Raw genomic sequence first — 19,859 nt, 5'->3', positions numbered from 1 at the left:
CGGATGCCACTTTGTTGCCGCCCTTCCTGTCTGATCATGCGCTGAGCGCCCGCCGCCGCACCGAAAGCAGCGCCATGATCATCGGCCCGACCGAAAACTCTCCTGCCACCGCCTTTCGGGTCAGCTCTCGGAGATATCCTCCTGCGCTGCTGATCGCCTCCCCCCGTTGCAGGATCGCGGCGAGCGCCGTGACGGCGTCATATTCGCCGAGCGCTTCGCATGCATCGTCCCAGGCGCTTGGGCTGATCCCCAGCACGGATCTAACCACTCTGGCGGTCGCCATGAGATCCCGCCAGCAAGAAATTCCGCTCCGTGCGTAGTCGATGATATCCGGGCACGCGTCAAGGACGAGCCCTAGTGGGAAAGATCCCTCCCGTTTCCCAGCCGTTCGGATCCGTTGCTCGGGCTTCGCCGCCTGGCTTTCTGAAAAGCCCGGTTCAAGATCAATAGGGGTATTGGTTTTTGAATTCTGTTTGTGGCGCTCAGTCTGGGACTCATTGGCGCTTGAATCTTTTGTTTTCGCCTTTGCCTCCAACAGGATGAGGATGTCTTCGGCAAGCGCCGCCAACTCATCGGCCAACGGCTCGAGCACACCACGCGACGCCGTTCTTGGTATGCGCCCGACGAGCTCGCGGAATCGAACGTGAGCCTCCGTCCAGCTCGCAAACCCGCGCCCGGCCGCCCGGCAGGGCGCATCCTCCTCGATCGCCGCTTCGATCATCTTGGCGATATCGCGCCGACACAGCGTGATCCGCTCCCTCACGATCTTCAGGGCGCGCTCTTCGGCCGTGATCTCGTCCGCAATCTTGTCGATCTCGTCGGCGCGCGCGACCAGCGGACCGAGATCGAAGCCGTAGGCGGTTTCGATCTCGCCGCCGTTTCCGCGACGGGCGTAGCGCTTGCCGTTCGGGCTGTCGCGCCGGCAGATCAGACCCGCGTCCACCAGCACCGCGAGATGACGCCGTAGCGTCGCTGGAGCCATGCCATGCGACCGCAGCGACAGCTGGGCGTTCGACGGGAACACGATCAACGCGTCGCCGCCGAGCGTCGTATCTGGGTGAAACGTCAGAAGGGCGTTTAGCACCGCCAGCGCCCGATCGGAGACGTCGAGCCGCGCTTTGGCGGTGCAGATAGCCCGAAAGAGGATCCATTTGTGCACGACCTTATCGGCCGGCCGCGCGTTCGCCAGCGCCTGTGTCGCCACATGGGCGAGCGTCAGCGATCGCCGCCCGAAGGGCGTCGTCGTGTGTCTGGGTTGCATGTCTTCGCCTTCATCCAGGCAAAGAAAACCTGCTCGCCGAAACGGCGTTTATCGAGCCGGGACGCTTGACTGCGATTCGCGGAAGTGGGATTCTCAGGTTGCTTAGGACTGAGAGAGAGGCTTCCGGACGCGTTTCGGGGGCCTTTTTCTTTGTTTGGATTCTCCGTTCAGGGTTGATCGGAACTCGGGTTACGCACCCTCGCGGGTTTTCCAGTCCGCGAAGATCTGGGGAAACGACTGGGCGAAATAGGCGGCGAAGGCCGCAGACGCCTTCTTGTCGATCTTGAGCGTCAGGACTGTCTCGTCGTCTTTGAGCGTCGCCGCACGCGCCCCGTTGGGCAGCGTGAAGGCCTCGGCCGTCCGATCGCTTCGCCCGGTCTCCTTCTGCGTCAGCCGCCCGAACACATAAGAAAACCGCTCGTCGGATTTGCGGGCGGCGAAACTCGGGCTCGCCGCGAGTTCGCGCGCCCGCGCGGCGGCGCCATCGCCTTCAAGGCGCGCCGCAAGTTCCACCCAACGGTCGCGCCCGGTCTTGGGAGCCGGGCCAATCGCCTCGATGAGATCCCGAGGGATCTTCACTGCCGATGAGATCAGACGCGACAGCCCGGTCTTGTCGACCGCAAGCGCCGCCATGATGGTGTCCCGACCGAAGCCGCGCTCCTCGAGCGCGGCCGCGAACAGCGCACGCTCGATGAAGGACAGGTCGGCGCGGGCGGAATTCTCCTGGCCTTGCGCCACCACGAGCTGTTCGTCGGTCAGCGGCTTGACCACAGCCTTCACGGGTCGGCCGAGCTCGGCTGCGGCGCGCAAGCGTCGGCGGCCGTAGACGATCTGGTAGCGGCCGATCTCCGTGGGATGGGTGCGAACAAGGATCGGGACCTGCTGCCCATGCTCACGAATGAGCGCGACAAGGTCAGAGTGCCCTTCCGGACCGTCATCGAGCCGGTCGGTGATGAACGAAGGATCGATTTTGTCGACGGCGATATCGACGACAGTCAGCGCCTTGACCTCCTCGAAGGAGCGGCTCACCACGCCGATCGCACTGGAATTCGATAGCGTACGGGGCATCACGCTGGCGGATGGCAAAACGTTGGCCGGCGCCTCGTCAGGCTTGCCGTCCAGCAGGCCACCGAACAGGTTCTTGCGCGCCATTTACGCCCTCCCCCACGCCGAGCGGATCAGCTGTTCGATCTCGTTGTTGACGTTGTCGACGGCTTCGCGCGCGCGGTCGTAGGTCGCGCGGGTGAACTGGTCGCGGCTCACTTCATAGAGCGTCTGCTTGGTGATGCCGGCGTCGGCGATCGCTGTGCTTTTGAGCATCGGATAGTTCAGCACGTGGTCTCGAAAAATCGACCGCATGAAGGACACCATCTGGTTCTGCGGTCCGTCGCCAGGCTCGAACCGCGTCACCAGATAGCGCATCCAGTCGTAGCCCATCTGCCCGCCGGCGTTGGCCACGACGCTGAGCAGGTCGCTGGTCATGATCAGGAACTGGCACATCGACATGACGTCGAGCATCTGAGGATGCACCGTGACCAGAACCGCCGTCGCCGAGCACAGCGCCGACATGGTCAGGAAGCCGAGCTGTGGCGGACAGTCGACGACCACGACGTCGTAATCGTCCGCGACGGACGCCAGCGCCGCGTCCATGCGCGTGAAGAACATGCCGCCGCCGGCGCCTTGGTCGAGAAGAGCCTTCGGCGTTTCGTGCTCGAACTCCATGAGCTCGAGGTTTCCCGGGACCAGGTCGAGATTGGCGAAGTAGGTCTTGCGGATGATGTCCTTGAGCTCGCGCCGCCCGCCGCCGTAGCGGATCGCGCCATAGAGCGTTTCATTTTCGCCGACGTCGAACTCGGGCTGCACGCCGTGCAGCGCCGACAGCGAAGCCTGCGGATCGAGGTCGACCGCCAGGACACGGTAGCCTCGAAGCGCTAAGTGCTGCGCGAGATGGGCTGCCGTCGTCGTCTTGCCGGACCCGCCCTTGAAGTTCACGACCGTGATGACCTGGAGGCGCTCGTCGCCCTGTCGTTTAGGCACGTAGCGCCGATCCGACTTCCCGCTGGCGTCGAGAAAAGCCCTGAGGGCATGAATGTCCTCGATCGCATAGGAGCGGCGTCCGTGCGCGCCGACGTCGACCGCAGGCCCCTTGCCGTCGAGCGAGAGCTTTCTCAGATAACCGTCGTTGACGCCGATCAGCTTGGCCGCTTCGCCGGAGGAGAACCGTCGAAGCGTTTTGCGCGAGTCCGGAGGGAACAGCTGATGGCGATGCGCCTGGAGCTTCGCTGACAGCTCGCGAGCATGAGCGCCCACGAGCTCGTGGATCGCCCGCGGCGCCGAAGACAAGGTTGTGGCTGTATCCACGTGGTTCTCGCGTAAACACGGCAAACGGCGCGTTCTCGCCCTTTTGCCGTGCCTAGAGTGCCCGATTCCCGATTCTGCGCAAGAAATAAAGGGTTAACGAGACGTTACCTGCTCGACTTGCAATCCATGTGTCCCGTGGATTGTAAGTCTCAGACGAGGGAACGCGGCTTGTCCGATCCTCGGGTCGCGATCAGCCAATCCATCAACCGCCCTAGTCGGGAGGTTGCCGGCCGGCAACTCGTGTGGCTCCCCCGCAATTCCCACGCCAGTTGCCGGACGGCAACTGTCAGCCAAGCCTGGCCGACTCGCCTCGCTCGATCTCGACCTCATTGTAATACGATGAGGCCTGCTGCATCGAGCGATGCCGGGTTTGCCGCATGGCTTCCTGCAGGGGCACGCCGCGCCGCGCGGCCTCGGTCAAATAGCCCGATCGCAGGCCGTGTGCCGAATAGGCGGCCGGGTCCAGTCCCGCCTGACGGCAGCGTTTTTTGAGGATCGCGTTGACGCTTTGCGCGTCGATCGCCCCCTCCCCGATCCGATCCCAGCGATCAATCCGACGAAAGATCGGCCCGGCGGCGATGTCCGCCGCCGCAAGCCATGACAGCAAGGCGTCGACCGGCCGGCCGACCACCACGACGCGTTCGTCCTGGTCGGCCCCCGCGGTCTTGGTGCGGCCAAGCCTCAATCCAAGCGAACGCAGCATGACGCCTTGAGCGTCGCCGCGGCGCGCCGGAACCGGCGATCGCTCCATCAGGTCCTCCACCGTCAACCTCGCGACCTCCGATCGCCGACGTCCGCCGGACCCGAATGCGATCAGAAGGAGCGCGCGGTCGCGGGCGTCGATCAGCCGCCCCCCGCCGCAGGTCGTCAGCAGCCTGTCGAGGATGTCGCGCGTGACGGCGCGTGCGCTTTTGCGGCCACGCGGCCGGTCCGTCGCCATGGCCGCAAGTCGCATGGCGTTGCGGATGTTGGGGCTGGAGAACGGCCCCTCCAGGCCGCGCCAGCGATGAAACGTCGCCCAGAGCGCCATTCGGCGCCGTACGGTCGCCACCGCATGGGGGCCGTCGGAGCGCAACCGGCCGGTCGCGGCGAGAGCCTGTCGGACGCTGTCGGGCATGCCGTGTCCGGCGTTCCGCGCGCGCTCGGCCGGATCCCAGAGATGGTGGGCCACAAACCGAAGAACGATCGCTTCCGGCGCCGGCCAGGGGAGGGCGAAGCCGTCAGAGGCGCGCGACCAGGCTTCGAGATAGCCGAGATCGGACGCCATCGCCCGGAGCGTGTTGGCGCCCATGCCCTTCTGCGCGAGGTGGCGCAGCGTCGAGATTTCGTCGTCCGACAGGATTTCCGCCAGCCGCTCGCGCCGATCGAGCGGCAGGATCGCCGACAGCGTATCAAGCGCGATCGACCGCGACGGCTCATGATCGCGCGGCTGGAGCGGGGCTGGAAGATTGGTCACCGGCAAACCCTGATCGCCGTGGCGTCGCTGGCCTGCGCGTCCGCGCCGCCGCCCGAAAAGCCCCCTCCGGGAGACGCGCCCATCGTTAAAGGCCCCAGGCGCGACGCGCCGGCGCGAGATCGAACACGACGTCCTCGGTCGGTCCCGCCTGTCCCCCAAGATTGTAGAAATCCCTGACCGCCGCGTTAAGCAGACGGTCGACGTCGCCGGCGTCCCCGAACAGTCCAGGATCAGGGGCCTGGGCCCCGACGCTCATGGCGCCGATGTCGCCCTCGTAGCGCTGCCCCGCGTTGAGCGTCACACGCTCGTAGTCACAGGCCAGGAAATCGCCCAGGGCGAATTCGAGCTGTGGCTCTGCGACGGCTGCGCGGATCTTCTCGCACCACAGGATGCGCGCAGCCTGAAGGCCAACCAGCCAGTTCAGATAGAATGAGACGTCCTCGCCGGCGTCGTGCCTGACGATCGTCAGCGGCGACGCGCGAAAATGGATCTCGCATGCGCCGTCGGCGTGCAGCGTCGAGATGCACTCAAGGTCCTTGCGCGACGACTTCATCTGGAGGCCGCGATAGATTGGCCGCCAGTCGCCGTTGAGATGCCGGAACACAACCGGGCCGAACGGACCTTCGAAATTGATTTCGCCGGCCTGCAGCGTGCGATCCGCGTCGAGCCTGCCAAGCGAGACCGGCGTGACAGGCGCGGCGCACAAATGGATCTGGAAAGGCGGGCGGCGCCTCTGAAGCGGCTCGCTCAGCCTGCTCTCCTGAACAGGGCTTCGAAGCGCCGCTATCCGCGCAAACACCCGCTCCGCCTGGCTCGAGGCCGCAAGCGTCATATCCTGGACCTCCCGCATGCCGACCGCGCGGGTTTCCAGACCGCGCCGGACGAAGACGAAGAGCCCGTCTTTCTCACCTTGCCTTGATGTCGCGTGCGGCCGGCGAGGGGAGGCCGGCACGCGGGCGATGACGACGCCGGCGTCGCCCTCGACCGGGACGCCGCGGATCCGCAACCCGACCAGCGGCGGTGTGAACGCGTCGGCGACGCTCTGGCCGAGACGGTTGGCCTCCTCGACGCAGTCGGGCACGAGCTGCAGGGCGACCGCGACATGCGCCTCCTCGACCACGCCGATTACAAACGTACCGCCATAGGCGTTGGCGAGGGCCGCGATCGAACGGCGACGGGCGAAACTCGACGCCTCCTGCTTGAACTCGAGGGTCTGGCTTTCCGCGACGTTTCGACCGGCGACAAAATCGCGGACGTCGTCGGCCGTCAGCTCCTCGATCGGCGTGGTTTCCAGCGCCAGCACCGTCATGCCCGGCCTTTCGGACCGCCGGGGCCATCCTGACGAGGCTTCCGGCCGACGCGTCCGGCCGGTCGCGAAAACCGCTTCAGGGCGGCGTAATACTCGCGGTCCATGCCCTTGAGCGGATCCTGGCGCAGTTCGGCGCGCGCCGCCAGGAGACGCAGGATGTGCATGTGCGTGCGAACCATCGGATTGCTCGGATCTGGCGCGACCGCGTCGGGCAGCATGTGATCTTCATGAAGATGCCGGGCGACGAGCGGGGCGAGCTCGCCCAGCCGGTTCTTCGCCGGATCGCCGTAGATCTCGTAGGTCGCGCCGGCCACGACGTCGGCAAGCTGGAGCCCGGCATGGTCTATCGAGCGTTCGAAGCGGATCGGCCCGGCCATATCGAGCTTGAGCTGCACGAACCGCCCGCCGGGTCCTGGAATCGGGACGGCGTCCGGACGGTCGATCCAGGCCTCGAAATAGTCGTTCATCGCCTCGAGAGGCTCGGATTCGTCACAGTAGACCTGAACCTTGCCGTGGCGGCCGCCGAGGCCGCGCGCCAGCAGCGACTGGAACGAGGTTGCGGCGAGGTCGAGTATCCAATGGGCGATCCCGCTCGCCTCGAGATGAACCGATCGGGCCGCGATCTGGTCGCGGTAGCCGCGCGCGAAGCGCAACAGGAGCCCGAGCACGGCGGCGTCTGGCGGCAGCGTCGGCTCATTGCGAAACAGCAACGGCGCGTCGGCCGGCTTGAATGACGTCATGAAGGTTCGAAGCTCGGCCGCGACCGCCTCCGCCGGGCCGCCGGCGTCGCGAATCGTGCGCCCGATCGCCTCCATGACGAAGATGTGCAGGCCGCGGTCGTAGAAGATCCTGCTGCGGTCCTCGAGAACGGGCTCGAAGATGTACTCGAACGCCTTGGCGGCGAGCGCGAGGCGCTTGTCCATGACGGTGACGAGGAAATGGCCGTCGAGGGCCTCTAGCGTCAGCCTGGCGATTTCGGGCCAGTCGTCGCGCTTGCGCAGGCCGGTCTTGCCGCGCGCCTTCAGCTCGACCGCCTGGATCGGGCGCACGCGCGTCGAGCGGATGCGGTCGACGAGCGCGGCCGACTGGTCGGCGGTGAGGTCGTGCGCGGCGTAGGTGAAGATCGGCTGATCGGTGTTGGTGAGGTCGTTGCCGGTCGACCCGGACTCGTCGCACCAGATCGGGTGAGGCGGGGCCAAGGATTGCGACATCGGCGACCCTCCAATCCCTCAGGACGTCCAAGGATTGCGGCTTGCGAGGCCGCTTCGCCCGCCATCAGGATCTGATTTGCGGGCTCCTGTCGATAGGCATCGATAAACTTTTGTTATCGATGATCAGCAGAAGGCCACAACAGGATTCGCAGTGACGGAAGCGTAATCCTTGTTTGCTTCCGTTACGTTGAGGGATAGCTTGATATCCTTGATTGATTCGCGATCGCGCAAACGCTCGGCCGAGCGCATTTCGCCGAAGAATTCGCCACCTCGGCCGGCCGCCACGACCATCCGCCGACGCTTGGCGAACGTGTCCGACGGACCAACGCATGATCATCTTCCCCGACACCAACCTGTTCATCCATTTCCGCGACCTGCGCGAGCTGGAATGGAGCGACGTCACGTCGGATCCGACTGTCACGCTGATCGCCGGACGGACGGTCCAGAAAGAGCTTCAGAAGAAAAGGCACGAGCTTCGCGGCCGGTCGCAGGATCGCGCGCGACGCTACGCCAAGGCGCTCGGCGACATCGTCGCCGCGGGCGCGCCGGAGCTGCTGCGCGACGCCGGTCCTCGGCTTGTGCTCGACTACGTGGCGCGTCCGGTCGGATGGACGGCGCCGCGCGATCTCGCCGAAGGCTGGGGCGACGATCAGCTCGTGGCGGACGCTCTCGCCTATCGCGTCCAGCATCCGGACGCCTCGATCGCGGTGCTGAGCGACGACGCGGAAGTGATGGCGGTCGCCTACGCCCACAACATCGCCGTGCTGCGGCCTCCGACGCGGTGGGAGCTCCCGACCGAGGCCACGACGGAGCAAAGGGAGATCGCCCGGCTGACGCGCGAGGTGAGCGACCTCAAGCGTCGCGGCCCGGCGGTCGACTGCGCCCTCACCCATGCGGACGCTGAGATCAAGAATTTCCTGTCGCTGATCATCACCCGACGGGATGCGCTCACGGAAACCGAGATCGAGACGGTTCTGGCGCGCGCGACGGCGGCCAGGCCCCTGGCGACACAGTTCGACACGCCTCACGGTTCCGATCCGGACGCCTATGATCCGCCGTCAGAGAAAACAATCGCCGCCTACACCGGAGCTTACGAGCGCTGGCGCGCCGAGCTGCGGGCGGAGATCGAGCGCCGCGGACAGCGCTCGAAAATTGCTGTCGCCCGCGTCAGTCTCACGCTGACGGTTCAAAATCTCGGCGTCGAGCCCGCCGAGAACATGCGCGTGGTCATCCAGGCGTCCGACGGATTGAAACTCTATGAGCCGACCGAAACCGCGCCGCCGCCGCTCGAACCGGCGGCGTTCCGCGACCCGCCGCGACCGCCAAGACCGACGCGCAAACGCGTCCCGGGTCAAGGCTTCGACCTCAGCGAACTGGAAGGGCTCGAGGATTACGAAGATCCGTCGGCCCGCCGCCGCTCCGCGTTTGAGCAGGTGATCGCCCAATCCCACACGATGCGCGATCTCGATTCACTTTCGCGCCACACCCTTATGCCGATCCGGCCAATATCGGCGGAGCCGCGCGACCCTCAGGCCTTCTACCGGCGCATGCCGCACGAGAACCGCAAGGGGGGATCCTACTGGGACTATGAATGCGAAAGCTTCCCGCACCTGGCCGATCCCGAACCGTTCGAGTTCGACGTGGTCGCGATGCTGGCCGAAGACGGCCCGATCACGGGCGAGATCGGCGTCCGCGTCACCGCGAACAATCTCAGGACGCCGGTCGAAGCCACGCTGCGCCTGCGCCTCGACGTCCGCCGCGACGACGCCGTCGCGGAGATCGCCAGGCTGCTTGATCTGGAGCCGTCAGGTTCTTGACCGCGGCTCCGCACACCGCTCCAGGACAGTCGCATGCCAGATAAAATCACGCGTGAGATGATCGAATCCCGGGCCGTCGTCGAAGGCCCGGAGCTCGACTTCAAGCGGGAGATCGATCTCGCCGACGAAAAGGCCCGGGTGGGGTTTCTCGACGATATCGTGGCGTTCCTGAACGCGCGTGGCGGGGCTCTCGTGGTCGGCGTCGCCGAGAAGAAGGGCGGTTTTGAGCACTGGCGCCCGCTCCACGCCGATCCCGACGAGCTCGGTCGAAAAATCCAGAGCCTTGTTCAAACCGGCGTCGACCCGACGCCGCTCGGCGTGTCAACCTATGAGATCGCGCTCGACGGCGACGGATATGCGCTTGTCGTGGCGATCGCCGAGCACCGGATGCAGCCCTATCAAAACCGCCTCAACGGCGCGTTCCGGGTCCGGACCGACAAGCAGAACAAGGTTCTGCCGCGCACCGAGATCGGCGCCTACTTCAAGCGCTTCGAGGACTATCGCGCGACACTGTCGGACCTGTCGCAGCGCGAGAGCGAGGCGCTTGCGCAACGCGGCGTCATGGTCGAGGGCGCGCCGCGGCTCACGATCTCGATCCTGCCGCGCGAGCATTTTGACGACCATGCGCCGCTGCGCGTCGAGGAGAGGGGCCGGCTGTTTCCAGGCCCGACTTATAGCGGTCGATCAGACGTCTTTCGCGGCGCTCCGGGCGGATATGAAATCCTGACGCCCACAATGAACGGCGCGAACTATCACCGCCTGTTCGTCGCCGACGACTGGTTCGTCCAGGCCTCGATTGTCCACGCGCTTTACTCGACCCAAGGGGAGGGCCGGCTGGCGCTCTACGAAATGCGAGAGGAACTGACGCGCTATTTCGAAGGGCTCGTCGAGCTCTTCGCCGACAACACCGTGAGTGGGCCGTTCGCAATCGAGGCTGCTTTCACCGATCTTCGGATCGAGCCGGGGCTTGGCCGGTTCTTTCGTCACGACGGACCGGCGCGATGGGTGCCCCGGCAGCTCATCGAAACGCTTGATCCGGGCGAACTCGCAAAGGCCCTCTACGAGACCGCCTATAAGGCTTCGATCTATTGACCGTCTTGCAGAGCGAACCGCGCTACGAACTGTCGGAACGCCTGATATGGAGCCGGCTGGCTGGCCCGACCGCGAAGGCGGAGGACGCCCTGGCGCGGCTCGACGAGCGGCTCGCCAAGAGCGAGCTCCGCCAAGGCTGGATCGCGCGGGCCGATTTCACCGACGCCTGCGCCAGTCTCTGGCTCGAAGGCGAACTCGTGCATGTCGAAGATCTCGTCCTGCATGACGCGATGATGGACGTGCGCGCGCCCACCGCCGAACTGGTGCGCGCCCACGCCGTGCTGCGGGCGAGGCGCCGTATCCAGATGGCCACGTCGGGCTGGGCGCTGAAGCCGTCCGGCCTGGACGTCCTGCGAGGACGCGCGACCATCGACGACGCGCCTCAGAGCAAACTCGGGATCGACGAGGACTGGGAAGAGCCTGACGCGGACGACGAATGGGCCAAAAGCCTGGCGGCGATCGACGCCGTTGTGGCGCGCTCGGAAAAGCTGCTTTCAGGCGAGCGCGTCGAGCCCCGAGCGAGGAGCGAGCGTCCCAGCCTGATCTACGATCTGGACTGGGACGAGGACGCCCGACTGGCGGAATGGCGCCAGACTGTGGACGCCACGTCGGCGCTGCCGCCGACGCTCGCGGCCGCCATCGCTCTGGACGCCTGGAACCATATCGAGCCGCTGCAGGCGCAACCCTATCTAGGGCGGCTGCTCGCGGCGGAGCTGTTGCGCGCACGCGCCAAAACGCGCGCCTTCAACGTCGGCCTCAGCATCGGCCTCAAGGCGACGCCCCAGGAGAAGCGCTGGAAGCGCGATCCTGCGATCCAGATCGAAGTCGGTCTTGCGGCGCTCTCTGCGGCCGCCGAGGCCGGACTGAAGGAACACGACCGTCTGGCGATGGCGCAGAATGTGCTGTCGTTACGGGCCCGCGGACGGCGGTCGAGCTCGAGCCTGCCAAACCTCCTTGCGCTGGCGATCGAGACGCCTGTCGTCACCGCATCCTTGATCGCCGCCCGATTGGGCGTGACGCAGCGAGCGGCGACAACGCTCGCGCTCGAACTCGGCCTGCGGGAAACGACCGGGCGCAAACGCTATCGCGCATGGTCGGCGGCCTGACACGCCGGCCGCGCAAAGGCACGTCACCTCACGGCCGCGAGCGCGCGGCCGACAAGGTCGCGGCGCAGCTCAGGCGACGGATGATCGCTCAAGTAAAAACCGATCGGCTCTGCGTCCGCGTCGCGCGCCTGCAACGCCAGAAAGCCGCGCGCCGTCAGCCCAACCCGCTCGATCACGCGCGCTCCAAGCTGACCCGCCTCGAAAACGATCAGCCCCGCGGCGCCGAGCCAAAGCACCGTAGCTTCGACAAAAGCCTCCGGGGTTGCGCCCGTCGGATTGGCGCCATCGAGGGCCTCGTCGGCCAACATGTCGACTTCAACGTCGACCGGCACCGGAAACGCCGCCCGGAGTCTGACAAACAGCGCCGCCGCGACGTCGGCGAACAGGTCGACATTGTCCGTCATCGCATGCTCTCGGCCACCGTCCGCGCCCAGGATCGCGCAGACGCGGCCACCTGTCGACGCTCGTGGAAGGACGCGTTCAACAGCCGATCGACCGGCTCCGGTCGATGATGACCGCAGGCGCTGCTACAGGTCGTATCTGCTCCGTCGCAGTAGAGCCGCTCTGCCGACTGGCATGATCGAGGACGTCGTTATGGCCGGCCCGAAGCTCGGTGATCTACGCAAAGCGATCGCCAGCACTCTTACGGAGGTGAAGGCATACGACCTGCCGACCGTGTGCGCCCGTGTCGGTCTCGACGAGGGATCCAGCGAGGAAGCTTTCTCGAGCAAGTTCACCTACGTCCACACCCGGCTGCTGCGACTTGAAAGGGATGCGCTGCTGGCCGTCGCCGAACGCGTCCTGAACGAGTTTCAGAGCCCCGGCCTCGAAGAGTGCGCCGCCGCGATCGACGAGGAGGTCGGGCGGCCCCTGACCCAAATTATACGGCGTCGTCTGATCGACTATCTCCAGACCATTGATCTCGCCGGCCAGCTTCGCGACGATCTCGAGCTGCTCGAGCCGATCTTTCCGCTCGAAGACATGCCGACGATCTATCCCGAGTTGCGCCGGTCCCAGAAGACGCTCAGGGCCGATATCGAGCGGCACCGGGTCGAGCACGACGACTGGACCAACGCCGAACTCCTCACCCATCTCGGCGTGACGACGTGCTCCCGCCGGCGCGTCTTCGCCCTGCTGGAACGGATCGTCGATCCGATGGTGCGAGCGGACGAGGCGCAGGCCGAGATCGTAGAGAGGCTCAACGAATTTCTGCAGCGCGACGGCTATGAACTCGCCCAGACGCGCAAGGTCTCGGGTTACGCGGTCTATGCCGTCAGGCTCTGTTCAGCGACCGGCGAGTCGCCGGCGGATCGAGAACTGACGGCGCAGTTCCAGAAGCTCGACAACGCCGGCGTCGACAGGCTGTGGGCGAAGGCGCTGGAGCGCCGCACCAGCGATCCCGAAGGCGCAATCACGATAGCCCGAACCCTGCTTGAGCGAAGCTGCAAGCATATCCTCGATGAAGCGCGCCTCGATTACACCGACAAGGACGACTTGCCGCGACTTTGGGCCCTTGCCGCGGAGCATCTCAACCTCGCCCCCAGCCAACACACCGAGGTCGCCTTCAAAACCATCTTGGGGAGCTGCCAGAACGTCGTGAACACGATTGGCACGCTCAGAAACCGGCTGGGCGATTCTCATGCTCAGAAAGGTCGGCCGGTGCGCCCCCAGCCCCGGCACGCCGAGCTTGTCGTCAATCTGGCGGGATCGATGGCGAAGTTCCTGATGGCGACGTGGCTCGATCAGGCGCGAGCGACCCGCTCCACCGCCCCCGACGCGGCCGCCGAGGACAATGCCGACAGCTCCGCCGGCTGAACGCACGTTCTCCGTTTGCGACGCCGGCGGGCGAAGACGCCGGTCCGGCGCCCTTGATTTTCGATAGAGCCGGGCCGCGTCGCCACTTTTGCGCTAGGGCGCTCGCGCCCCTTCATGCTGAGGAGAGCCGGCTTCGGCGTCGCGGTCGGTCAGTCGCACCGCCTGCAGCTTGGCCCGCCGTTCGCCTGACATGCCGGCGATCGATTTAGCGATCGCATCGCCTCCGGTCATCGCGGTCACCTCCGCTTCCACGGGATCGCGCCCCTGTTGGACAGTCTCGATACGGAACGACCGGTCGACCGCGCAGAGCGCCAGATGACGCGCGTCCACCCTGACGCCTGAGGCCTGGACCTTGGGCGCCAGCTGCGCGGCGTGATCGACGACCGACCCGAGATGGACGTCAATCAGGTCCAGAAGCTCCTCGGCCAGCGCGACGATCTCGGCGCGGCGGCCGACCTCGCGGTGATGATAGGCCTCGTTGCGGGCGTCTCTGACACGCTTGAACTTGGCCTTGAACGTGGCCGGCTCGACAGGCGAACCGTTTGAGAACTGCCCGCGGAGCTCCTTCTTGAAGTTTGGCCAATGCTCGAAAATCAGCTCTTCGATGTCCGACATTTTGGCCCGGGCGAGAACGCCGTGCCCGTCCGCCTGGGCGAGCACGCCACGGTCATAGCGGTCACCCTCGACGTTCTTGATCAGGTTCTGGAGAGCCCGCAGAGCGCTGTGCGTGACCGCGACGCCATTGACCTCGGTCAAGTCCCGATCATGGCGAAGTTCCGCCAGGATCGGCTCCCACCATCGATCGACGCCGTAGTGGTTCTCCAGCCAGAACCCGAGCTTGGCCCGGTAGGCTGATTCCAGAATGTGAAAAACGGGATAGAGGCTCGCCTGTTCGGCAAGCTTGCGATGATAGCTGCGGTGCAGCTGCTCGAGCAGTCGGCTCGTATCCGTTCTCTTTGCCGCGCCCCGCACTTCCTTTAACGAATGCCGCAGCAGCTCGATGTTCGCGCCGGGCATAAAGGCGAGGATCGCCTCGAAATTCGGCCGAGACAGTTCGCAGTTCAGATCGGCTTTGACGTAGGCCGTTAACGAACGTTCGCGAGAGGGCATGATAGGGACGCAACCAGGAAAGACAGTCAGCCTTATCAGTCTTGACTAGGCCGGCCGCAAGCGCCACACTCTGATCACTCCGGTCGCGATGCCCTTTGGGGGGCTGTGCCTTCACTCGTGAGGACGTGTCGGGAGTCTAAACAAATCGCACGAGCTTTGGGCCCCTTACGGGGCTCAATTCGTTTTAAGGCTCGACCCGGCTGCGCTTCAGCGGCGCGCATACGATCCACGGACGGCGCGTCAGCGCCGGCCGAGCCGGCTGAGCCTTCAGGCCTGCCAAAATCGCCTAGGGAACGCCTGGCGCGCCTACCGCGTGTTACGGAGCAGACGCGCGCTTGATGGCAGCCGACAGTTCAGGCGACACGCGCCTTGTTCGACAACGCGCGATCCGTAAAGCTCAGCCAGGTCATTTTCGTCCGAGCCGCAGCCGCGGTGAACGCCATTCCTTCAGATCAGACCGCCTGGCCAAACCCGCCGTCCAGACTAAAGCAGCGCGTCCCAGCCATCGATGGCGCCCAACGCAAGATCGAACACGGCAGCGACGTCGTCGGCGCGAGGCGGGGCGTGAAGCCCCAGAAAGAACGTATCGACCAGCGGATGAAGCCGTGCGCGCCGTCGCTCGATCTCGACCTGCTGCGGCCCGGCGACCAAGAGAGGCAGGGCGGACATCAACGCAAGCAGATGCGCCTTGCGCGTGGCGATGGCGCGATCGAGCGGCGGTCCCGGATCCGGCCCCTCGAACGCCGCCAGGTCGCGCGGCCCTTGATAGTCCCGGCTCCATTTCCGCCACCACGCCTCGTCACGTGGAAATCCGGCGGTGGCGAAATGACGAATCGAGTTCCTGAGAATCTTGCGTCGGGACGGCATAGCCTGAGCGAGAGGCGCCCGCACATGAGCCGCTCCCATGCGCTTTCCCCGCAGAAACAATCTTGAGGTCTCGGCGTGGATCTCCTTGCCGTCGGCACGATACTGCCGCTGGTGCCCGCCCCAGGCCACGTAACTCGCTAGGAAATAGCCGCTGACCTTGTCGTCGACGATCACGTCGAGAGAGTCGTCGACGAGAAAGGGAGCCATTTCGGCGTCGACCGTGTCCGCGAGACGCTGAAAGCCGGGATGGCCGTCCAGGAAGCGGCCCGGGGCATGCGTCAGCCCCTCAATAAGAGCAGGGCCGGTTGCGCTCTCCGCCGCCTGCCGGAACGCATCGACGTAACCCGGCTCGTATCGCGTGTCGGCGTCGGCCTGCAAGATGAGAACACGTTCAGGCGAAACGCCCATCGATCTCGTCAGCCGCGCGGCGACGGTCACGCCTTTGGCGCGCGGCGGGACATAGCCTCGCTCGGCCTCGCTCGTGACGACGACGGCGCCCTTGCGCGAGAACCCTCTGATCGCACGCAGCGACGCCGGCGTGCCGTCGGTCGAGCCATTGTCGACCAGCACGAGATGAGTGTCCTTCGGCGTCGTCTCCTCGCCCAGCCCGAAACCGAACGATTTCGCGGCAAGGAAAATCTCGTCGCGCTCGTTGAAGCAGGGGATCACGATCACCGTCAGCATGCCGGTCCATCCGTCGGATCGCAGAAGATGCCGGTCAGGACTTCTCAGGTTCGGTCGGCGGTGATTCAGGAGCCCGCTGAGCGTCGGACTTGGTTTGCGAAGACTGCAGCTCGACGGTCGGCGGCTCGACTGAAGCCGCCGCCGACTGACGTCGCCAGACGAGAAGCCGCTGCCGTTCCTCGGGAAGCGCCGCGTCGACGAACCCGGCCGCTTCCGCGGCGCGCGCGGACGCCAGATTGGATTTCTGCATGTGCGCATAGATGACGTCGTAACGGCTTTGCACACAGGCGAGATGATAGCCGAGACGTCCGATGCCGCGCCCCTGGCTCGCCTGATTCAGATAGATCTGGATCGAGGCGTGAGGTCCAACCGGCGGCTGATCGATCCGGTTGATGAAGACCTGGCCGGCGCGTCGCCCCTTATGTTCGATGCGCCAAGCCTCGCCGTCCGCGCCACCGCCGCGTCCTTTCGTTCCCTTCGTCGACACAAGCCGAACATCCTGCGCGGACACAGGGTCTCTAGCGACCCTCGGCTTGGGCGTCGTGGTCTTGGTCGATGCGGGCTTGGGCGACGAGCGCTGCTTGCGCCGGCGCTTCGCCGCGACCTTTCGGGCGTCATCCGCGGCCGGCATCGAGCCCGAGGCCTCGCGTCAGCCGCTCGTCCGTCCGCCCCCAGAACTCGGCTGGAAAGAAGCCGGGAGAATACGCGACCACTATGTCTTCGAGCCGGCCAATCAGCCCGCGCTTGTTAAGCGCGGCCACGACCTCGTCTACACGGCGCTCGATCGCTTCCATGGGCGGATCAAGAGGCAAAACCCGGCTCCGCCAGTCGCTGTCGCCATCGTAGCGGTTGCAGAAGTAATCCATGTCGACATGGAGCAGCAGACGACGGCCGTCGAGATCGCTCAGCCAGTCGTCGAGAGAGGGCGTCATCCGATATCGGCGAGGTCCCGTCCCCGCCCCGGTTGGGACGAGCTCTACCGCCGGCCGTGGCGCGCCCGGCTCGATGAGATCGTCCCCGACGACGCCGTGTCGGATCTCGAAATCGAGCGTCCGCTGTCCCTTCGGAGGCTGGATCAGATGCCGGACTTCAGCCTGCGGCGCAGCGGCGAGGAACGGCGTCATGAAACTGCCCATCCCGATCGCGCCGCTCTCGATCGCAGCCATAACGGAGCGCGGATCGTTCAAGTCGCAGGCGGCGCCCGAAATCAGGTCGCGCCACCCGTCTGCGCCTACGGACAGCCGCGGAGCGTCGAGATCGCGGTGATCGTCGACATGAAGGATCGTCACATGTTCGAGCGCTCCGGAGCCGCTACGCTCGAGCCATTCGGCCCAGCTCGCAAGCGTCCAGCTGTCGTAGAGACACCGCAGCAGCCTGGATGATCGCCGACGCGCCGTCGCCATCTCCTGGCGACGCAAATCCCCGCCCCACCAGGCGAGCCCCTCGTCGAGGGCAGTGTCGACATGTCGCTCGGGGTCGCTGGGCCAAGCAAGCTCCAACGCCCACCCTTCGAGCGTGCGCGTCGCCGTCGCGTCCTTGTCGCAAAAATAGCCGCGCAGCCGCCCGTGGCGCTCGGCCGCGTCCTCGGGCAGGAGGTCGGCCGCGACCAGCATGGCGTCAGGCGGCGACGGGCTGCTGGCGCCTCGCCCGGTCGAGCGTTTCGATCAACGCGTCGCCGAGCGGCGTCATCTCGCAAGTCCGCAAAGTCGAAAAACCAAGCTCGAGATTGCGCTCGGTGTCCCTGAGCTGGTTGAGCGCCCGATCGCGCATGTGGCGCGGACCGGCCTCCAGCACGTGAGCCCAATAGCGCTTCAGTTCGACGAACACGAACACCGCGTGCAGCAGGCCGGACGGCGGCCTGAGATCGGCGCGCCACGGCGAGACCACGCGCGGCGCCGTTGGGCTCACCGTCGGGCCGAAGCGCTCGAGCAGGTAAAGCTTCTGGTGGCGATATTCGTGGATCAGCGAGTCGGCGAGGTCGTAAGGGTCAATCAGGCCTTCGCCCTGCCAGACCGACACGAACAGCGCGCCGGGCACAGAATCGTCGCTGAACGACACGATTTTTGCGGGATCCGCGGATGGATCGCGCACGAACTGGATCGCGCGGCAGGTCTTGCGCATTTCCTCGTAAAGCGCCGGCCGCCACCGCTGCACGATGGCGAGCGCCTGTTCGACGACGGGCGCGGCTCGGCTGGCGACGTCCTCGCCCTCGAAATAGATCTGGTCTCCGAAGGGCCCCCTAAGCCAGGCGTCGTCGCCGGCCACGACGATGTTTTCGCCGGACAGCTCGCGGCCGGCAAGCACGATGAGATAGGCGGCGTCGGCGCGCAGCGGCTTGCCGTCGACGTCGTGCACCAGTCCTCCTGCCGCCTGCGCGAGCATCGCCCGCGTCCAGGCGGCGACGCCCGGCTCGATCGCCAGATCCGCAAGCTCTGCATCGGAGCGTCCTGCAAGGCTTTCGACAGCCTGCGCGACCGATCCGCCGACACCCGAGGCGGCCTCGAGCGCCGACCTGAACCGCGCCAGCGCGCCTGCGCGCGCATCCTCGCTCAGCAGTCGCGTGGCCTCGGCTGACGTTTCGGCCAGCTCGAACCGCGCCAGATCAAAATCCGCCGGCAGCCTCGAGCTGAGGTTCTCCCGTTCCCCTGCCAGCCCGTCTTCCAGGCGCGCCTTCACATGCGAGATCAGCGCGTAAAGCTCGCCGCAATAGACCGAGGGGTTTTTGAAGCCGTCTTCGCCGTGACGGTGAGGGACGGATCCGCCGCCACAGATGTCGACGACCGTGCAACTCAGGCACTTTGCGCAGAGGCCGTCCTTGCGCAACAGGGCCCGGTGCGCCTCCAGTCCAGGCGAGGCAGCCACCGCTGAAATCGCGGCGTCACGCACCGTCCCTGACAGCGCGGTCGCCCCGTCACGGACGATCTTGAGCACGTCGAGATCATGATAGCTGCCGTCGGTCTCGATCGACAGCAGGTTGACGTCCCCGAACCCAAACGCGTCGGTCGCCGACGGCAGGCCGGCCGCGACATCCAGAAGCGACTCGAACGTTCTGAGCGGCAGGTGAGGATAGCGATCGAACCAGAGGTCGAAGGCGCGGATCAGCCAGGCGCTGTAGCGCTCGGGTTCGGCGTCGCGACCGGGCGGAGGCCGGAGGTGGTGGGCGTCGGGTAGCAGAAAATCGAGCTTGGGCGGCTGGAGCTCGTCGAAGAAGGCGAAGAGGTCGTCCGGTGCGATCGAAGGATCGATTACGGCGATCACGCCGGCGAAGATCGCCGGCCGTTCCCGGAGCCGCCGGTAAGCCGCCATCACGCGGTCGAAGCTCGATCGCCCTTTCCTGCTGGTGCGATGGAGGTCGTTGGCCTCCCGCGGACCGTCGAGGCTCAGGGAGATCGAGATGTCGGCCTCTTCCAGAGCGTCGAGCGCATCCTCGTCCAGCAGCAGCCCGTTGGTCTGCATCGCGACGTCGAGCTTGACGTCCGGCCCGACAGCCGCACGAAGCTCGCGGGCGAACTCTACGAGCGGCTCGACGCCTGCAAGCAAGGGCTCGCCGCCGTGAAACACGACGACGGCGCGCTTGAGGTCGACCTCTCGCGCATAATCAGCAAGCCGAGATGCGAATGCGTTTCGCACCTCGGCCGACATCGTCTTGGGCATCGATCGCCAGCCTTGGTCGGCGTGGTGATACACGTAGCAGTAGTCGCAATCGAGGTTGCACCGGGAGGCGACCTTGACCAGGAACGACGTGATCCGAGCCGCCGCCAAGGGTTGGA

General features: G+C 65.9%; 17 protein-coding genes. 5 read left to right on the top strand and 12 right to left on the bottom strand.

The annotated features are described in order from the left end of the window. Nucleotides 1-34: 34 nt before the first annotated feature. The 7 genes from repC to ACO2RJ_RS20410 form a co-directional block, all read right to left on the bottom strand. Nucleotides 35-1,261 carry a plasmid replication protein RepC gene (gene repC, locus ACO2RJ_RS20440; protein ID WP_128778417.1) on the bottom strand — a complete coding sequence of 409 codons (1,227 nt, stop codon included), beginning with the start codon at nucleotides 1,259-1,261 and terminating at the stop codon, nucleotides 35-37. A 189-nt stretch (nucleotides 1,262-1,450) separates the two neighbouring features. Beyond that, nucleotides 1,451-2,413 carry a plasmid partitioning protein RepB gene (gene repB, locus ACO2RJ_RS20435; protein ID WP_128778416.1) on the bottom strand — a complete coding sequence of 321 codons (963 nt, stop codon included), beginning with the start codon at nucleotides 2,411-2,413 and terminating at the stop codon, nucleotides 1,451-1,453. Continuing rightward, nucleotides 2,414-3,622, bottom strand: a complete 1,209-nt coding sequence (gene repA, locus ACO2RJ_RS20430) for a plasmid partitioning protein RepA (protein WP_245479734.1) — start codon at nucleotides 3,620-3,622, stop codon at nucleotides 2,414-2,416. 286 nt (nucleotides 3,623-3,908) lie between these two features. After that, on the bottom strand, nucleotides 3,909-5,078 hold the full coding sequence (locus ACO2RJ_RS20425; protein WP_423269976.1) for a site-specific integrase: 1,170 nt from the start codon (nucleotides 5,076-5,078) through the stop codon (nucleotides 3,909-3,911). A gap of 85 nt (nucleotides 5,079-5,163) precedes the next feature. After that, nucleotides 5,164-6,387, bottom strand: coding sequence for a helix-turn-helix domain-containing protein (locus ACO2RJ_RS20420; RefSeq protein WP_128778414.1), 1,224 nt, complete (start codon nucleotides 6,385-6,387; stop codon nucleotides 5,164-5,166). Further along, nucleotides 6,384-7,598, bottom strand: a complete 1,215-nt coding sequence (locus tag ACO2RJ_RS20415) for a DUF3800 domain-containing protein (RefSeq protein WP_128778413.1) — start codon at nucleotides 7,596-7,598, stop codon at nucleotides 6,384-6,386. The genes ACO2RJ_RS20420 and ACO2RJ_RS20415 overlap by 4 nt, the downstream gene beginning before the upstream one ends. A 123-nt stretch (nucleotides 7,599-7,721) precedes the next feature. Next, entirely contained in the window at nucleotides 7,722-7,889 is a 168-nt protein-coding gene (locus ACO2RJ_RS20410) for a hypothetical protein (RefSeq protein WP_164919627.1), read from the bottom strand. A 38-nt stretch (nucleotides 7,890-7,927) separates the two neighbouring features. Here ACO2RJ_RS20410 and ACO2RJ_RS20405 point away from each other — a divergent pair, with 38 nt between their 5' ends. The 5 genes from ACO2RJ_RS20405 (at nucleotide 7,928) to ACO2RJ_RS20385 (ending at nucleotide 13,428) form a co-directional block, all read left to right on the top strand. Beyond that, a complete protein-coding gene (locus ACO2RJ_RS20405; protein ID WP_128778412.1) occupies nucleotides 7,928-9,415 on the top strand; it encodes a hypothetical protein in 1,488 nt (495 codons plus the stop codon). 33 nt (nucleotides 9,416-9,448) lie between these two features. Next, the gene (locus tag ACO2RJ_RS20400) at nucleotides 9,449-10,507 is read left to right on the top strand and encodes a helix-turn-helix domain-containing protein (RefSeq protein ID WP_128778411.1); all 1,059 of its coding nucleotides are present in this window, start codon (nucleotides 9,449-9,451) and stop codon (nucleotides 10,505-10,507) included. Beyond that, complete coding sequence (locus ACO2RJ_RS20395; RefSeq protein ID WP_342633787.1) at nucleotides 10,504-11,613, top strand: RHE_PE00001 family protein; 1,110 nt, start codon at nucleotides 10,504-10,506, stop codon at nucleotides 11,611-11,613. The genes ACO2RJ_RS20400 and ACO2RJ_RS20395 overlap by 4 nt, the downstream gene beginning before the upstream one ends. After that, nucleotides 11,598-12,125 (top strand): hypothetical protein, encoded by a 528-nt coding sequence (locus ACO2RJ_RS20390; RefSeq protein WP_164919626.1) that lies wholly within the window; start codon nucleotides 11,598-11,600, stop codon nucleotides 12,123-12,125. The genes ACO2RJ_RS20395 and ACO2RJ_RS20390 overlap by 16 nt, the downstream gene beginning before the upstream one ends. A 64-nt stretch (nucleotides 12,126-12,189) precedes the next feature. Further along, a complete protein-coding gene (locus tag ACO2RJ_RS20385) occupies nucleotides 12,190-13,428 on the top strand; it encodes an abortive infection family protein (RefSeq protein WP_206659562.1) in 1,239 nt (412 codons plus the stop codon). A gap of 93 nt (nucleotides 13,429-13,521) precedes the next feature. Here ACO2RJ_RS20385 and ACO2RJ_RS20380 read toward each other — a convergent pair whose 3' ends face one another. The 5 genes from ACO2RJ_RS20380 to yhhB all read right to left on the bottom strand — a co-directional run bounded on the left by ACO2RJ_RS20380 (nucleotide 13,522) and on the right by yhhB (nucleotide 19,851). Then, nucleotides 13,522-14,538: a hypothetical protein gene (locus tag ACO2RJ_RS20380; RefSeq protein ID WP_128778409.1), complete on the bottom strand. Its 1,017-nt coding sequence runs from the start codon at nucleotides 14,536-14,538 to the stop codon at nucleotides 13,522-13,524. 483 nt (nucleotides 14,539-15,021) lie between these two features. Further along, nucleotides 15,022-16,089, bottom strand: coding sequence for a glycosyltransferase family 2 protein (locus ACO2RJ_RS20375; protein ID WP_164919625.1), 1,068 nt, complete (start codon nucleotides 16,087-16,089; stop codon nucleotides 15,022-15,024). A gap of 34 nt (nucleotides 16,090-16,123) precedes the next feature. Continuing rightward, nucleotides 16,124-16,576, bottom strand: coding sequence for a GNAT family N-acetyltransferase (locus tag ACO2RJ_RS20370; protein ID WP_423269975.1), 453 nt, complete (start codon nucleotides 16,574-16,576; stop codon nucleotides 16,124-16,126). A 127-nt stretch (nucleotides 16,577-16,703) separates the two neighbouring features. Then, nucleotides 16,704-17,702: a hypothetical protein gene (locus ACO2RJ_RS20365; protein WP_128778407.1), complete on the bottom strand. Its 999-nt coding sequence runs from the start codon at nucleotides 17,700-17,702 to the stop codon at nucleotides 16,704-16,706. Between the two features lie 4 nt (nucleotides 17,703-17,706). Further along, nucleotides 17,707-19,851 (bottom strand): cyclophane-forming radical SAM/SPASM peptide maturase YhhB, encoded by a 2,145-nt coding sequence (gene yhhB, locus ACO2RJ_RS20360; RefSeq protein WP_128778406.1) that lies wholly within the window; start codon nucleotides 19,849-19,851, stop codon nucleotides 17,707-17,709. Nucleotides 19,852-19,859: the final 8 nt, after the last annotated feature.

Origin of the sequence: Hansschlegelia sp. KR7-227, from assembly GCF_049446035.1 — a bacterium.
Classification (GTDB): domain Bacteria; phylum Pseudomonadota; class Alphaproteobacteria; order Rhizobiales; family Methylopilaceae; genus Methylopila.
This window is presented reverse-complemented; position numbering and strand designations above follow the sequence as displayed.

Bases quoted from the DNA above. Each gene is read 5' to 3' on its own strand.
- ACO2RJ_RS20385 (WP_206659562.1), top strand. From the start codon at position 12,190: ATGATCGAGGACGTCGTTATGGCCGGCCCGAAGCTCGGTGATCTACGC.
- ACO2RJ_RS20375 (WP_164919625.1), bottom strand. From the start codon at position 16,089: ATGCTGACGGTGATCGTGATCCCCTGCTTCAACGAGCGCGACGAGATT.
- ACO2RJ_RS20400 (WP_128778411.1), top strand. From the start codon at position 9,449: ATGCCAGATAAAATCACGCGTGAGATGATCGAATCCCGGGCCGTCGTC.
- ACO2RJ_RS20390 (WP_164919626.1), top strand. From the start codon at position 11,598: ATGGTCGGCGGCCTGACACGCCGGCCGCGCAAAGGCACGTCACCTCAC.
- ACO2RJ_RS20410 (WP_164919627.1), bottom strand. From the start codon at position 7,889: ATGGTCGTGGCGGCCGGCCGAGGTGGCGAATTCTTCGGCGAAATGCGC.
- ACO2RJ_RS20380 (WP_128778409.1), bottom strand. From the start codon at position 14,538: ATGCCCTCTCGCGAACGTTCGTTAACGGCCTACGTCAAAGCCGATCTG.
- ACO2RJ_RS20365 (WP_128778407.1), bottom strand. From the start codon at position 17,702: ATGCTGGTCGCGGCCGACCTCCTGCCCGAGGACGCGGCCGAGCGCCAC.
- repC (WP_128778417.1), bottom strand. From the start codon at position 1,261: ATGCAACCCAGACACACGACGACGCCCTTCGGGCGGCGATCGCTGACG.
- repB (WP_128778416.1), bottom strand. From the start codon at position 2,413: ATGGCGCGCAAGAACCTGTTCGGTGGCCTGCTGGACGGCAAGCCTGAC.
- ACO2RJ_RS20405 (WP_128778412.1), top strand. From the start codon at position 7,928: ATGATCATCTTCCCCGACACCAACCTGTTCATCCATTTCCGCGACCTG.
- ACO2RJ_RS20415 (WP_128778413.1), bottom strand. From the start codon at position 7,598: ATGTCGCAATCCTTGGCCCCGCCTCACCCGATCTGGTGCGACGAGTCC.
- ACO2RJ_RS20420 (WP_128778414.1), bottom strand. From the start codon at position 6,387: ATGACGGTGCTGGCGCTGGAAACCACGCCGATCGAGGAGCTGACGGCC.